At 67.8% G+C, this 13323-nt stretch carries 11 protein-coding genes and 1 riboswitch; of the genes, 1 reads left to right on the plus strand and 10 read right to left on the minus strand.

The window, feature by feature from the left end:
- Nucleotides 1–2: 2 nt before the first annotated feature.
- The 10 genes from ACI48I_RS16110 to ACI48I_RS16155 all read right to left on the minus strand — a co-directional run bounded on the left by ACI48I_RS16110 (nucleotide 3) and on the right by ACI48I_RS16155 (nucleotide 11717).
- Complete coding sequence (locus ACI48I_RS16110) at nucleotides 3–1646, minus strand: MFS transporter (protein WP_498574764.1); 1644 nt, start codon at nucleotides 1644–1646, stop codon at nucleotides 3–5.
- On the minus strand, nucleotides 1646–2203 hold the full coding sequence (locus tag ACI48I_RS16115; RefSeq protein ID WP_193685750.1) for a TetR/AcrR family transcriptional regulator: 558 nt from the start codon (nucleotides 2201–2203) through the stop codon (nucleotides 1646–1648). Before ACI48I_RS16115 ends, ACI48I_RS16110 begins: the two co-directional genes overlap by 1 nt.
- A gap of 222 nt (nucleotides 2204–2425) precedes the next feature.
- Nucleotides 2426–4864: a putative bifunctional diguanylate cyclase/phosphodiesterase gene (locus ACI48I_RS16120; RefSeq protein WP_498574765.1), complete on the minus strand. Its 2439-nt coding sequence runs from the start codon at nucleotides 4862–4864 to the stop codon at nucleotides 2426–2428.
- 66 nt (nucleotides 4865–4930) lie between these two features.
- Complete coding sequence (locus tag ACI48I_RS16125) at nucleotides 4931–6286, minus strand: amino acid permease (protein WP_498574766.1); 1356 nt, start codon at nucleotides 6284–6286, stop codon at nucleotides 4931–4933.
- Nucleotides 6287–6358: 72 nt separating this feature from the next.
- Nucleotides 6359–7048, minus strand: a complete 690-nt coding sequence (locus ACI48I_RS16130) for an MBL fold metallo-hydrolase (protein WP_498574767.1) — start codon at nucleotides 7046–7048, stop codon at nucleotides 6359–6361.
- A 42-nt stretch (nucleotides 7049–7090) separates the two neighbouring features.
- Nucleotides 7091–7525 carry a YeeE/YedE family protein gene (locus ACI48I_RS16135; RefSeq protein WP_498574768.1) on the minus strand — a complete coding sequence of 145 codons (435 nt, stop codon included), beginning with the start codon at nucleotides 7523–7525 and terminating at the stop codon, nucleotides 7091–7093.
- A gap of 10 nt (nucleotides 7526–7535) precedes the next feature.
- Complete coding sequence (locus ACI48I_RS16140) at nucleotides 7536–7967, minus strand: YeeE/YedE family protein (RefSeq protein ID WP_498575038.1); 432 nt, start codon at nucleotides 7965–7967, stop codon at nucleotides 7536–7538.
- An 80-nt stretch (nucleotides 7968–8047) separates the two neighbouring features.
- Complete coding sequence (locus ACI48I_RS16145; RefSeq protein WP_498574769.1) at nucleotides 8048–8815, minus strand: TlpA family protein disulfide reductase; 768 nt, start codon at nucleotides 8813–8815, stop codon at nucleotides 8048–8050.
- 308 nt (nucleotides 8816–9123) lie between these two features.
- Nucleotides 9124–9903 (minus strand): PEP-CTERM sorting domain-containing protein, encoded by a 780-nt coding sequence (locus ACI48I_RS16150; protein WP_498574770.1) that lies wholly within the window; start codon nucleotides 9901–9903, stop codon nucleotides 9124–9126.
- Between the two features lie 464 nt (nucleotides 9904–10367).
- A complete protein-coding gene (locus ACI48I_RS16155; protein WP_498574771.1) occupies nucleotides 10368–11717 on the minus strand; it encodes a hemolysin family protein in 1350 nt (449 codons plus the stop codon).
- Between the two features lie 265 nt (nucleotides 11718–11982).
- On the opposite strand from ACI48I_RS16155, the gene ACI48I_RS16160 reads away from it, so the two are divergent.
- Nucleotides 11983–12951: an amidohydrolase family protein gene (locus ACI48I_RS16160; RefSeq protein WP_498574772.1), complete on the plus strand. Its 969-nt coding sequence runs from the start codon at nucleotides 11983–11985 to the stop codon at nucleotides 12949–12951.
- Between the two features lie 203 nt (nucleotides 12952–13154).
- Nucleotides 13155–13245: riboswitch (cyclic di-GMP riboswitch) on the plus strand.
- Nucleotides 13246–13323: the final 78 nt, after the last annotated feature.

A 13323-nucleotide genomic window follows, 5' to 3' on the forward strand; every position in this document is an offset into this window, starting at 1 on the left:
GTTCAGGAGGGGTTGTTGGCAAGGGCGGCACGGCGCTCGCGGATGGCCACGCGCACCGCCACGTACAGGGACCAGAACAGGAACAGCAGGGCCAGCACGCCGCTCAGTGCGAAGACATCGTTGTAGGCCCTGACGTTCGCCTCGCGGCGCGTGATCTGGGCCAGCAGGGCGGCGCCTTGCGCGGCGCGCAGGACCGGGTCGGCGATCGTGCCGCGGTAGATCCCGCCCTGCAGCTGCAGGCGCTGGGCGACCTGGGGATCGGCGGGATTGAGTTGCGCCGTGAGGTCGCTCGAATACACCTGCTCGCGGTGCAGCTGGTAGGTGCTGAGCAGCGCGGAGCCGGTGAGGCCGCCAAGCGTCTGCGTCATCGACAGCACGACGGTGAAGGTGATCACGTAGTTCGGCCCGAACTTCAGGGCCTGGGTGATCCCGAGCAGGACCAGCGGCCCGAGGAACATGCCGCTGCCCACGGCCACCAGGAACTGGCTGAAGAAGAAGTCCTGCGGCCGGTCCAGGCTGGTGCGCCCGTAGTCGAGGGCCGCCGCCGTGCCGAACAGGACGATGGCGACGATGATCTGCGCGATCAGGGTCTTGGGGCTGAAGGTGAGCGAGCTGGCGGCGATGCCGCAGATGGTGCCGATCAAAATCACGCCGAACAGCGGCTGCATCTGGTCCGGCCCCATGCCCAGCACGCGCAGCAGGCCGACCGCGCCCACGGTCTGCTCGGTGGTGAGAAAGCGGATCAGGAAGGCGCCGACGATGAAGCGCAGGATGCTGGGCGTGACCAGCCAGCGCGTCTGGATCAGCGGGTTCGCGCGATGATGCTCGATGTAGAAGGCGGCGCTGATCAGGACCAGTGCGCCCATCAGGAGCCAGGCCAGCCAGGGCTCGTCGAACCACCACTGCGAATAGCCCTGTGCCAGTACCGCCACCAGCATGGCGGCGCCGGGCGCCATCAGGGCGAAGGTGAGGAAGTCGAGCTTTTCGAAGACCTTGATGTGCATGCCCGGCGGGAGCTTCAGCACCACCACGGCCGCCCACGAACACAGGGCCAGGCCGGCCTCGAACAGATACAGGTTGTGCCACTGGCCGAACACCAGCAGGGTCGGCGAGAGCAGCCAGGCGAGGGGCGTCGCCAGTTGCGGGATGCCGACCCCGATCACGACCATCTTGCCGGTGTAGGCGCGCGGCGCGGCCTGCAGCATATAGAGCATCGAGAGCGTGGTGGCCGCGGCGCCGGCGAAACCGCTGACGGCGCGCACCGCGACGGCCATCGTGAAGCCGCCGACCATCAGGTGCAGGCAGGTGACGGCCGCGTACATCGCCAGGCCGATCTCCGCGAACAGGCGCAGGCCGTATTGCTGGCGGAACTTGAAGACCAGCAGGTTCACGGTCACGTTGACCATCGCGTAGGCGGCCGGGAGCCAGGTGGCCTCGGAAGGCGTCAGGCCGAGCTGGCCTCCTATCGTCGGCAGGTTGGCCGAGACCAGGGCGTTCCCCAGCCCGCCGGTAATGCCGACCAGCAGGGCGACCAGCGCATAGGCCAGCCGCACCATCGGCGTATGGTAGGGCATCGAGGCGGAGCCGGGCAGGGTCGGCTTTTCGTGTTCCTCCCAGTTGGGCGTCGGTCTGAGCAGCTGCGCCATCAGCGTCCTCGCGGGGCCGGCGCGGGGGGCGACAGCGCGCCGCCCGTCAATTCGAGCGCGCGCCGCACCAGGCTGCGGCGCCTGGCCAGGGTACCTCCGCGCAGCGCCGCGCCCAGCATGCCGCAGAGCAGAACCAGGTCGGCCGGGCGCAGGTCGGGGCGGCAGGCCTTGCTCTTCAGGGCCGCGGCCAGCGGCGAGCGGAACAGCCGCGCCAGGCGCTCGCGCGCGGCTTTCGCGGCCGGGTGGCCGGGTTCCAGCGCGCGCCAGTAGTCGGCGATGGCAGGTGCTGCGACCAGATTCATTCCCACCTGCTCGACCAGGGCGAACAGGTCGTGGCCGCGCGCTTCGGCTTCCAGGCCGCTCATGGCGCGTTCGAACAGGGCCTCGACGAGGGCCGCGCGGTCGGGGAAGTTGCGGTACAGGGTCGCGCGCCCGACGCCGGCGCGCGTGACGACCAGGTCGAGCGGCGCCGTGATGCCACGCTCGGAGAAGACCGCGTCGGCGGCATCGAGGATCTGGTCGCGCCGCAGCGCGGCGTCGGAGCGCAGTAGGGTCATGGTTGTGGACACCCTTGTCCGGTTGGAGGTTGTCGGATTGTTACCAGAATACTGCGATGCGCCGCGGGCGAGCGCACGGGTGGCGGCGGCGGGTGCACGGAGACGTGCGTACCGCGTGGGCATGAATGCTTACCCTGCGTAGAGTGGCTTCCCATAGGGTGGGCATTCATGCCCACGCGGATCTAAAGGACCGAGACAGCAACACGCGACAGCACCACGAACTCACATTGCGCCGCCCCACATCCGCTCGAATTCTTCCATCGCCACCGGCTTCCCGAACAGGTAGCCCTGCAGCACCCCGCACCCGTGCGCCACGAGGAAATCGCGTTGCGCCTCGGTCTCGACCCCTTCGGCCACCACCTGCAGCTTGAGCGTGCGCGCCAGCCCCAGGATGGCGTCGACGATCGCCCCCGCATTCGCGTCCCCGGGCAGGTCCTTGACGAAACTGCGGTCGATCTTGAGCTCGGCCAGCGGGAAGCGCTTCAGGTAGCTGAGCGAGGAGTAGCCGGTACCGAAGTCGTCCAGCGAAAAGCTGACCGCGTGCGCGCGCAGGGCGTGCATCTTGCCGATCACGTCCTCGACGTCCTCGGCGAAGACGCTCTCGGTCAGTTCGAGGCAGAGGCGGTGCGGTGCGGCACCGGTCTCGACCAGGGTCGCCAGCACGCGCTCGACGAAGTCGGCCTGGCGCAGCTGCTGGGCGCTGACGTTGACGGCGAGCGTGAGGCCGGCCAGCTTCGGGTCGCGCGCCCAGCGCGCCAGGACGCGGCAGGTCTCCTGCAGCACCATCGCGCCCAGCGGGACGATCAGGCCGCTCGATTCGGCCAGGCCGATGAATTCGGCCGGGCCGACCAGCTCCAGCCCCGCATGGCGCGAACGCAGCAGCACTTCGCCGCCGACCAGGCGCCCGCCGACGCCGAACTGGGGCTGGCAGTGCAGCTCGAAGCGCTGGCGCCGGATGCCGTCGCGCAGGTCGTGTTCGAGTTCGATCTGGCGGTCGGCCGCCGCCTGCATGCTGGGGTCGAAGAAGCGCACCGTGTTGCGGCCCTCGGCCTTGGCCCGGTACATCGCGAGGTCGGCCTGGCGCAGCAGGGCGTCGACGCTGGCCGGCAGCGCGCCGAACATGGCCACGCCGATGCTCGGCGTGCTGACGCTGGGACGGTCCGCCAGCTGGTAGGGCTGGGCCAGGGCGTGCAGCAGCTTGGCGCCGATCGTGCCCGCTTCGTGCACGGCCGCATCGGCGGTCTCGCCCAGGTTCTCGAGCACGACGACGAATTCGTCGCCGCCCAGGCGCGACAGGTGGTCGCTCTCGCGCACCGTGTGGCGCAGGCGCTCGGCCACTTCGCGCAGCAGCTGGTCGCCGACGTCGTGGCCGAGGGTGTCGTTGAGCAGCTTGAAGTTATCGAGATCGATGAACAGCAGGGCGCCGAACTGGCGCGTGCGCTCGCTGCGCGGCAGGATTTTCGCGAGCTGCTCGATCAGCAGGCGCCGGTTCGGCAGCCCGGTCAGGTAATCGAAATAGGCCAGCTCGTAGATGTGGCGCTCGGCCAGCTTGGCCTCGGTGAGGTCGGTATTCGTGCCCGACATGCGCAGTGCCCGGTCGTGTTCGTCGCGCAGCACGAAGCCGCGCGAGAGCACCGGCACGTAATGGCCGTCGCGGTGCCGGAGCCTGAATTCGACGCTGTAGCTGCGGTCCTGGCCGCGCAGCAGGCTGCGCACGAAGTGGATCGCCCGCTCGCGGTCTTCGGGATGCAGCATGGCGGTCCACGTTTCGGGCCGCTCGGGCAGTTCGCCCGGCCGGTAGCCGACCATCTCCCAGTAGCGCTCCGAATAATAGAGCTGGTCGCTGACCAGGTCCCAGTCCCAGGGTGCATCGGTCGAGCCCTGCAGCACCAGGCGCAGGCGCTCCTCGGACTTGAACAGCGACTGTTCGACTTCCTTGAGCTGGGTGCAGTCGGTGAAGCAGACGATCACCTCGTTGACGCTGCCGTCCCTGGCGTGGACCGGAAAGGCGTTGCAGATCAGCCAGCGCAGCGTTTCGCCGCAGCGCAGGCCGATGATGAAATTGCTGAGCATGGTCCCGTGGCGCAGCACCGAGGCGACCGGGTAGTCGTCGGGCGCGAGGACCGTGCCGTCGGCGCGCAGCAGGATCCAGTCGCTGGCGGCCAGCGGGGCGCGGCGCATGGCGTCGAGGGCCGAGCCGAGCAGGCGCAGCGCATGGCAGTTGGCGTAGACCGCGCGCTCGTCGCTGGCGTGGACGACGACGCCGGCCGGAATATGGTCGAGCAGCTCGTCGAAGCCGCGCGGCCGGCTGGCCGGCGCCGCGGCATGCGTGGGCAAGCCGCTGCCCTCGCGCAGGGTGGCGGTGTAATGGGTGGCCGCGCCGCCGGCGCCCTGCACCGGGACGATGTCGAGTTCCGCCGGCTGGACCAGCGCGTGATTGTGCGCCAGCGCGACGGCCAGTTCGGCCAGGGTACGTCCGACGACGTCGGGGTTCGCCAGGCGGGTACGTTCAAAAAAGGTCTTGCTCGCGGCCAGCACCCGTTGTTCGGCGTCCGCCACCAGCACGCCCGGGTCGGCCGGGTGCGCCGGAGCCGCGCCTGCCGGCCCGGGAAGGGCAGCGGCGCCGCTACCGCGAGCGAAACGCTGTGCAAAGGTTTCCATGTCGTGGCCACCATAGGTAACGGGACCATGGTAGCCGCTTTGTCCAGGCCGCGGCGCGAGCCTCGCTCAGGCCAGCGCGGCGCGGGCGCGGCGCTGGCGCACCACGTAGCCGATGCACAGCACCAGCAGCCATACCGGGATCAGGTAGACCGAGATGCGCATGCCGGGGATCAGGTACATCACCACCGTGATCCCGGCCAGGAAGGCCAGGCACAGGTAGTTCGCGAGCGGGTAGAAGGGGCTCGGGAAGCCGGTGCGGGACCCCGCCTTTGCAGCGCGGAAGCGCAAATGCACGAGCGAGATCGTGGCCCAGTTGATGATCAGGCCCGCCGTCGCCAGTCCCATCATCATCCCGAAGGCTTCGGCCGGCAGGAAGTAGTTCACCAGGATGCAGGCGCCGGTGGCGAGCGCCGAGACCCCGAGCGCGGCCAGCGGCACGCCGCTGCGGGTGAGCTTGAGCAGCGCACGCGGCGCATTGCCCTGGGCCGCGAGGCCATACAGCATGCGCGTGTTGGCGTACACGCCGCTGTTGTAGACCGACAGCGCGGCCGTCAGCACGACGACATTGAGGACGGTGGCGACGGCATTGCTGTTCAGGGCGGCGAAGATCAGGACGAAGGGGCTGCCGCCGCTGGCGACCTTCTGCCACGGGAACAGCGACAGCAGGATGAACAGCGAGCCGATATAGAAGATCAGCACGCGGTACAGGGCCTGGTTGGTCGCGCGCGGGATCGAGCGGGCAGGATCGTCCGCTTCGGCGGCGGTGATGCCGATCAGTTCCAGCCCGCCGAAGGAGAACATGATGACGGCCATCGCCATCACCAGGCCCTGCACGCCGTTCGGGAAGAAGCCGCCATGGCGCCACAGGTTGGCCACGCCCGCCTCGGGGCCGGCCGTGTGCGACACCAGCAGCCAGCCGCCGAACAGGATCATGCCGATCACGGCGACGACCTTGATCACGGCGAACCAGAATTCGAGCTCGCCGAAGGCCTTCACGTTGAGCAGGCTGAAGGAATTGATGATGGCGAAGAAGACGAGGGCCGACACCCAGGTCGGCACCTCCGGGAACCAGAACTGGACATAGATGCCGACCGCCGACAGCTCGGCCATGCTGACGAGGATGTACATCACCCAGTAGTTCCAGCCCGAGATGAAGCCGGCCATGTGGCCGCCGTATTTGTCGGCGAAATAGCTGACGGAACCGGCAACCGGTTCCTCGACCACGAGCTCGGCCAGCTGGCGCATGATCAGGAAGGCGACCAGGCCGGCGACGCCGTAGCCGAGCAGGACCGAGGGTCCGGCCATCTGGATCGTCTGGGCGATGCCGAGGAAGAGGCCGGTGCCGATCGCGCCGCCGAGGGCGATCAGCTGGATGTGGCGGCTTTTGAGGCCGCGTTTGAGTTCTTGTTTTGGGTCTGCCATTGCCGCCTGCGCCGGTATGCAAAAGTCAATGATTCTAATGCATATGGGCATCGGCGGGGATGGAATGGCGGGTCAGACGGTGTGCACCAACCCCAGCCGCCGGTTCGCCGCCAGCGCCACGTCGATCATCTTCGGCTGCGGCAGGTCGAGCGCCGCCATCAGGGCGATGAAATCGTCGCGGCTGCGCCCGGCGAGGCGCGCGTTGTTGCGCTTCTCCCAGCCGATGGTCGAGACGCTCTGGCCGCGGTAATCGTGCCCCGGCCAGACCCGGGTCTCGTCCGGCAGGGCGAACAGTTTATCCCGGACGCTGTCGTACAGGTCGCCCGCGCTGCCGCCCTGGAAGTCGGTGCGGCCGCAGCCGTCGATCAGCAGGGTGTCGCCCGTGAACAGGTTGGCGCGCCACAGGAAGCTGACGCTGCCCGCGGTATGGCCGGGCGTGTGCAGCACACGGACCTCCTCGCCGCCGAAGTGGACCACGTCGCCATCCTCGAGCTGGACTTCGGCCGGCGCGATGCCGCAGCCGCTCGGGGCGCAGGCGCGCGCGCCGGTCAGTTCGCGCAGTCTGCCGCTCGAGGTGACGTGGTCGGCATGGGCATGGGTTTCCAGCGCGTAGGCGAGCCGCAGGCCGAGCCGGCGCAGGTGCGCGAGATCGCGCTCGCAATGGCGGTCGACCGGGTCGATGATGGCCGCCTCGCCGTTGGCGGCCGCCAGGATGTAAGTATAGGTCGACGACTCGGCGTCGAACAGCTGGATCGGGTTCATGGCGTTCTCCTCGCCGCGCATTCTACGGCAGCGGAGGCGGACTCAGGCCATTTTCGGGCCGCGTGCCCGCAGCCATTCGACCAGCTCGAACAAGGCCATGCCGGCGACCATCGCGAGGACGAACAGGAGCGGCTCGCCGCGCCCGGTGCCGAGCGAGGCCAGGGCCGGCCCCGGACAGAAGCCCGCCAGGCCCCAGCCGGCGCCGAAGACGAGGCTGCCGATCACCAGGCGGCGGTCGATGGCGGTGCTTGTAGGCAGCCTGATCGGCGCCCCGGACAGCGTCCGCCCGCGCCGCCGCGCCAGGGCGAAACCGATGGCCGCGACCAGGGTCGCGCCGCCCATCACGAACAGCAGCGACGGGTCCCAGTTCCCAGCGAGATCGAGGAAACCGAGCACCTTGCCGGGGTCGGTCATGCCGGAGACGATCAGGCCGATGCCGAACAGGAGGCCGATGGCGAAAACGAATACGAGTTGCATGGGGTATTCCTCAGGCGAGGGCGTGGCGTACCAGGTACACGGTGGCGAAGCCGGCGCCGACGAACAGGCCGGTTGCGGCGAGCGAACGGGGCGAGCGGCGCGCCACCCCGCACACGCCGTGGCCGCTGGTGCAGCCGGAACCGTAGCGGGTGCCGATGCCGACCAGCAGTCCGGCGCCGAGCAGCATGCCGCTGCCGGCGTCGACGTGCAGTTCGGGCAGCTGATTGAAGAGCGCGTAGAGGACCGGCGCGAGCACCAGGCCGAGCAGGAAGAGGGCGCGCCAGGCGGTGTCGCCATGGCTCGGGCGCAGCAGGCCGCCGAGGATGCCGCTGATGCCGGCGATGCGGCCATTCAGCAGGATCAGGAGCGCCGCGGCCAGGCCGATCAGCATGCCGCCGATGAGCGAGGTCCAGGGCGTGAAGTGGATCCAGTCGACTGTCATGTTCATTCTCCCCTGGATTTGGTCAAGCTGGATCGTACAAGGTGTGCCATCCGGCCAGCGCCCGGGTGAATGATGGCATGTCAGGGCGCCTTGCGCAGCCCGCTCAATTGCTCGTCCAGCGCCGCGCGCGACACCTCGCCCATGTGGCGCCCGGCCAGCATGCCGCGGCGGTCGTAGAACAGCGTGGTCGGATAGCCGGCCGCGCCCACGGCCGGGGCCAGCGCGCGCGGACCGTCCAGCAGCACGTTCGGCAGGGACAGGCCTTGCGCCGCGAGATAGCGCCGTACCGTATCGGGCTCCTCGCCGGCGTTGACGAAGACAAAGGCGACGTCAGGACTGGCCGCCTGCGCCGCCGCCATGGCTGGCATCTCGCGCCGGCAGGGCGGACACCAGGTGGCCCACAGGTTGAGCACGACAGGCTTGCCCTTGAACTCGGCGAGGCGCACCGCGCTGCCGTCGAGGCGCCGGAAGGCGAGCTCGGGCAGTGGGCTGCTGGCCGGCTGGCTGGCCTGGATGGCCAGTCCGGTGCCGGCCCAGACCAGGATGCCCGCCAGCGCCGCCCCGAGCAGCGGCCGGCGCAGCGCGGGTTGGCGGCGCAGCTGCTCGAAACCGGCCGCACAGGCGGCCAGCAGGCCGGCAAAGGCGACAAAGCCGCCGTCGCGGATGTCGAGCATCGACAAAGGCGCGGCGAGGTAGGTATCGAAGTGCTTGAAGACGAAGGCGGCACGGGCTGCGACGAAGCCCCAGACCGTCATGCGCCACAGGGCGGGGCCGGCATCGATGCCGTGCCGGCGCTGCCAGGCCCAGGCGGCAAGGTTGGCGACGGCGAGTGCTGTGAGGGGACTCACGACCCGCAGCGGCAGGACCAGTGGTCCCAGGTGGATGGCATCCAGGGTGCGCTCCTTGATTCGTAGAACGGACGTTCAGGAGCACATATTAACTGGACAGTATTAACGGAAAATTAAGGCGCTGTTCGCGTTAAGTGTGGAATATGTCCGGGTTGGACCTCAGCCGTTCAGAATTCCACACTTAACGCGAACAGCGCCAAATTGATTGGCACACAGGAGCACGGCGCCTGAAGCCCCGGCCTGCGCGAAAAAAAAGGCGCCGCGTCCGGTGCTGCCGGGACGTGGCGCCTGCGCCGGGATGCCCCGGCTTATCGACCCTTGGCCTTGCTGCGACGGCGCAGCGCGCCAATGGCCAGCGCGCCCGCGCCGAGCAGTGCGACCGAGCCCGGTTCGGGCACTTCGCCGCCGCCGGGACCGCCCGTACCGCCGCGCTCAAATGCGCCGACATACAGGGTTTCCGGTGTTGCCTCGGTGCTGCCAAGCGCGAACTGGATGCCGCCGCCGACCACGCATTGCGACAGTACCGGGCAGGCCAGCATGGCCGCCGCGGCCTGGGCGTCGTCCAGCAGGAACAGGTTCAGGCCGGATTGCCCGATGCCGCCACTGTCGCCGAGCACCAGGTCCGGTCCCGTGTACGAGTAAAAGGTCCGGGTACTGGTCGCCGTATTGAAGAGGCTCAGATAAAGGTCCGTGAGCGTGGCCGTGTTGCCGGGAGCGCCTTCGCTGATGTTCACCGTAAAGCCCAGCTGGCCGGCGCTGGTGAGGCCGGCGATATCGCTGAGGAAATACGTATTGTTGCCGGCGTTGCCGGCCGTGTTGTCGCCGCCGAGCAGCCCCTGGTCGCAGGTCTGGGCGGGCGTTCCCGGGTTGCCGCTGGTGAAGGTCACGCATCCGGACTGGATGCCGTTGACGTTGGGCGGGTTCCCGTTACCCTGGCCATTGTCCTGCACGGTCACGACCGTCGAGACGGCTCCGAGTCCGGTTCCGGTCGTCTGGGTGCCGTTCGTGTAGACGAGGTCGGCGAAAGCCGGCGCGGCACCGGTGAGGCAGGCCGCGCTCACCGCAAGTTTGAGGATTGCTGATTTCATGACGTTCCCTTTGTAACAGTTTTCACATCTGTAACTACCGAACACAACACCGTAAGCGAAGCAATTTGCGAACCAGCGTGAATACAACGAATGAAATCATACGTTTAGGCGTGTATAGCTCAGCAGCAAGAACGTGACATGTAAAATCTTCCGAAAGACTTGGTTTACCTCGATGTCACGTTTCAATCAGGCGCGCTATCGAGGCCCAGGGGCTTGAAAATGGAAATTCCCTGCCGAGCACTGTATTCGGGAAGAGAACGCCGATGTGGAGCGATTGCCGCATGAATCCGACCAAGGAACGTGGCGGAGACGTAAAGAATATCCAGCCCGCATACATGGTGGCGGTTTTCAAGTTGCACCGGCCGCGAACCGTGGAAAAAGGCGAAGGCAGGGCAGCTTGTCGAAATAATTTACAGCAGCGCCTGGGCCGTCGTGTGCGGGCGCCGTGGACGCCCTCCACGGAATCAGCTGGTTTCAGGCGTCGTACCTGCGTGGCGCGCTGTGGCCTGCGGAGCGGGAACATGGCTGACCAGCAGCCGGTCGATCCGGTTGCCGTCCATGTCGACGACTTCGAAGCGGTAGTCTCCCCACTGCGCCGTGTCGGCCGCGCGCGGGATGACGCCGAGCTGGTAGAGCATGAAGCCGGCCAGCGTGTGGTAGGTGCCGCCTTCTTCGCCCGGGAAGCGCACGTCGGTGCCCATCAGGTCGCGGAAGCGGTCGAGCGCGACGCCGCCGTCGAGCAGCCAGCTGCCGTCCTCGCGCTGGACCGCGTCGGGTTCGCCCTGTTCGCCGATGACGGTGACCTCGCCCACCAGCGCGCTCATCACGTCGGTAAGGGTCACCATGCCCTGGATGTCGCCGTATTCGTCGACGATCAGCGCGATCTCCGCATTGTTTTTCTTGAACAGTTCGAGCAGGGCCATTGCGCTGACCGTTTCCGGCACGTACAGGATCTCCTGCACCGCCGCCTCGATATCGATCGCGTCGAGCGAGCCGGCCCGCACCGCCTGGGCCAGCAGCTCGCGGGTGTGCACGAAACCGATGATCTGCGAGCGGTCGCCGCGGCAGACCGGCATGCGGCTGTAGTGGCTGGCGGCCACGCGCGCCAGGTTCTCGCTGCGCGGCTGGTCCAGGTCGACCAGGGTCAGGTCGACACGGGGCGTCATCAGCGCCTTCAGGTGGCGGTCGTCGAGGCGCAGGGCGCGCGAGACGATATCGTATTCGGTTTTCTCGAACACGCCGGCGTCGGTGCTTTCCTTGATCATGCCGGTGATGTCTTCCTCGGTCGGCGCCTCTTCCTTGTGGCGTCCGATGCCGATCAGGCGGACGATGGCCTCGGTGGCGAGCGCCAGCATCTTCACGAAGGGCGACATGATCGTCGACAGCATCCGTAGCGACGGCGCAATCAGCGTGGCCATCGCTTCCGGATAGGCCATCGCGATCCGCTTCGGGACCAGTTCGCCGAGGATGATCGAGGCAATCGTGATGCACACCACCACCAGGCCGAGCGAGGCCTGGTAGGCGTAGGGCGCGAGCATCGGCATTTCCTTGAACTGGGGTGTCATGTGCGCCACCAGCGAGGCCTCGCCGAAGGCGCCGTTGAAGATGCTGATCAGGGTGATGCCGACCTGCACCGTGGAGAGGAAATGGCTAGGCTCGTCGGCGAGCCCGAGCGCCGTGCGCGCGCCGCGGCTGCCTTCACCCGCCGATTTCTCCAGCCGCATGCGCCTGGCCGAGACCAGCGCCAGTTCCGACATCGCAAATACGCCATTCAGGAGGATCAGGAAAAGGATGATCAGTATGTCGGTCATCATGGCGTGTGCGTTGGTCTCCAGCGGCATGGCGGGCCGCATCCGGGGGCGCCGGCGGCGCGCGATCATTCGCCGGCATCATCGCACGCGGCCTGGCGCGGCCCGCGCACCGCACGCAGGGCCGCGCCCGGGCCTGCGCAGGCGGGCCATGACGGTTCATCCGCGGGCGCACGCGCTTCGGCCATCGGTTTCGACCGGCCGTCGCGGCGGCCGGGCAGGGCGGCGGCGGCGGTGCTAATGTGCGGCCACCAGACCAAGGGAGACAAGCATGCGAAACCGACTGTTCAAGCTGGCCGCGCTGGCGGCCGCGCTGGTGTGCGGCGCCGCCGCCGCCCAGCCGACGCCCGCCGGCGACTACCACCAGCACGTCTTCAGCGACGAGATCCTTGCACTGCTGGGACCGGACGCGGGCTTGAGGCCGGTGCAGGCGAAAGAAGTGATCGGGCTGCTCGACGCGGCCGGCATCCGCAAGGCGGTGCTGCTGTCGACCGCGTATATGTATGGCAGCCCGCGCCGCGCGGTCGAGGACGAATACGCGCAGGTCAGGCGCGAGAACGACTGGACGGCGGCGCAGGCGGCGCAGTTTCCGGACCGCCTGATCGCGTTTTGCGGCGTCAATCCCCTGAAGGATTACGCAATCGACGAGATCAGGCGTTGCGCCGGCAAGCCCGGGCTGAAGCGCGGCCTCAAGCTGCATCTCGGGAATTCCGACGTGCAGCTCGACCAGGAGGCGCACCTGAAGCGCCTGGCCGAGGTGTTCGCGGCTGCGAACCGCGCGGGCATGGCCATCGTGGTGCACATGCGCGCCAGCATCCGCAACAAGCGGCCCTACGGCGCGGCGCAAGCGCAGGCCTTCCTCGACAAGGTATTGCCGGCCGCGCCCGACGTGCCGGTGCAGGTCGCGCACCTGGGCGGGAGCGGGCCGGGCTTCGAGGATCCGCCGGCGCGCGAGGTGCTTGCCACCCTGGCCGCGGCCGCCGAAAGCGGCAGCCGCAGCACGCGCAACCTGTGGTTCGACGTCGCCTCGATCGCCGACCGCGACATCAGCGCGGAGGCGGCCGCACTGCTGGCAAAGCGCCTGCGCCAGGTCGGCATGGGGCGCATGCTCTACGGGACCGACTCGGCACAGGGGAATAACCTGCGTCCGCGCGAGGCCTGGGCGGCGTTCCGGCGCCTGCCCCTGACCGAGGCCGAGTTCGCGCAGATCGCCGCCAACCTGCCGCCGTATTTCCGCTAGCTGTGGCAATTCGGCCACGACGCTGCGATGACATTGTGACATCAGGACTCATCAATATTTTGCATTGCTGAGTAAACGAGGTATCCTGCCGCCAAGATTTTGAACTTGCAACCGCCATATTCTTTAGCAGAAATACGACAGAGATCACGCGCATGCGTGTTTAGGTTGCCTTACGGAAATTCCAGGGCTACACTCTGCTCAGTAACTGAAAAGGGCAAACACCGCGAAAGCGGTGGACGCAAAGTCAACGGTCTACCGAGCCATGCATGGCTCCATGACGGCAGGACTGCCAGGCATCGACATTCCGTGTTGCGAGCTTTCGTTCGCCCGGATGCATACGGCCAGCATTCCTGTGATTTCTACCTAACAGGA

Source organism: Massilia sp. LXY-5, assembly GCF_059801075.1.

Coding starts and splice junctions, on each gene's coding strand:
- ACI48I_RS16160 (WP_498574772.1), top strand. CDS start 11,983: ATGCGAAACCGACTGTTCAAGCTGGCCGCGCTGGCGGCCGCGCTGGTG.
- ACI48I_RS16135 (WP_498574768.1), bottom strand. CDS start 7,525: ATGCAACTCGTATTCGTTTTCGCCATCGGCCTCCTGTTCGGCATCGGC.
- ACI48I_RS16110 (WP_498574764.1), bottom strand. CDS start 1,646: ATGGCGCAGCTGCTCAGACCGACGCCCAACTGGGAGGAACACGAAAAG.
- ACI48I_RS16130 (WP_498574767.1), bottom strand. CDS start 7,048: ATGAACCCGATCCAGCTGTTCGACGCCGAGTCGTCGACCTATACTTAC.
- ACI48I_RS16115 (WP_193685750.1), bottom strand. CDS start 2,203: ATGACCCTACTGCGCTCCGACGCCGCGCTGCGGCGCGACCAGATCCTC.
- ACI48I_RS16140 (WP_498575038.1), bottom strand. CDS start 7,967: ATGACAGTCGACTGGATCCACTTCACGCCCTGGACCTCGCTCATCGGC.
- ACI48I_RS16150 (WP_498574770.1), bottom strand. CDS start 9,903: ATGAAATCAGCAATCCTCAAACTTGCGGTGAGCGCGGCCTGCCTCACC.
- ACI48I_RS16125 (WP_498574766.1), bottom strand. CDS start 6,286: ATGGCAGACCCAAAACAAGAACTCAAACGCGGCCTCAAAAGCCGCCAC.
- ACI48I_RS16155 (WP_498574771.1), bottom strand. CDS start 11,717: ATGATGACCGACATACTGATCATCCTTTTCCTGATCCTCCTGAATGGC.
- ACI48I_RS16120 (WP_498574765.1), bottom strand. CDS start 4,864: ATGGAAACCTTTGCACAGCGTTTCGCTCGCGGTAGCGGCGCCGCTGCC.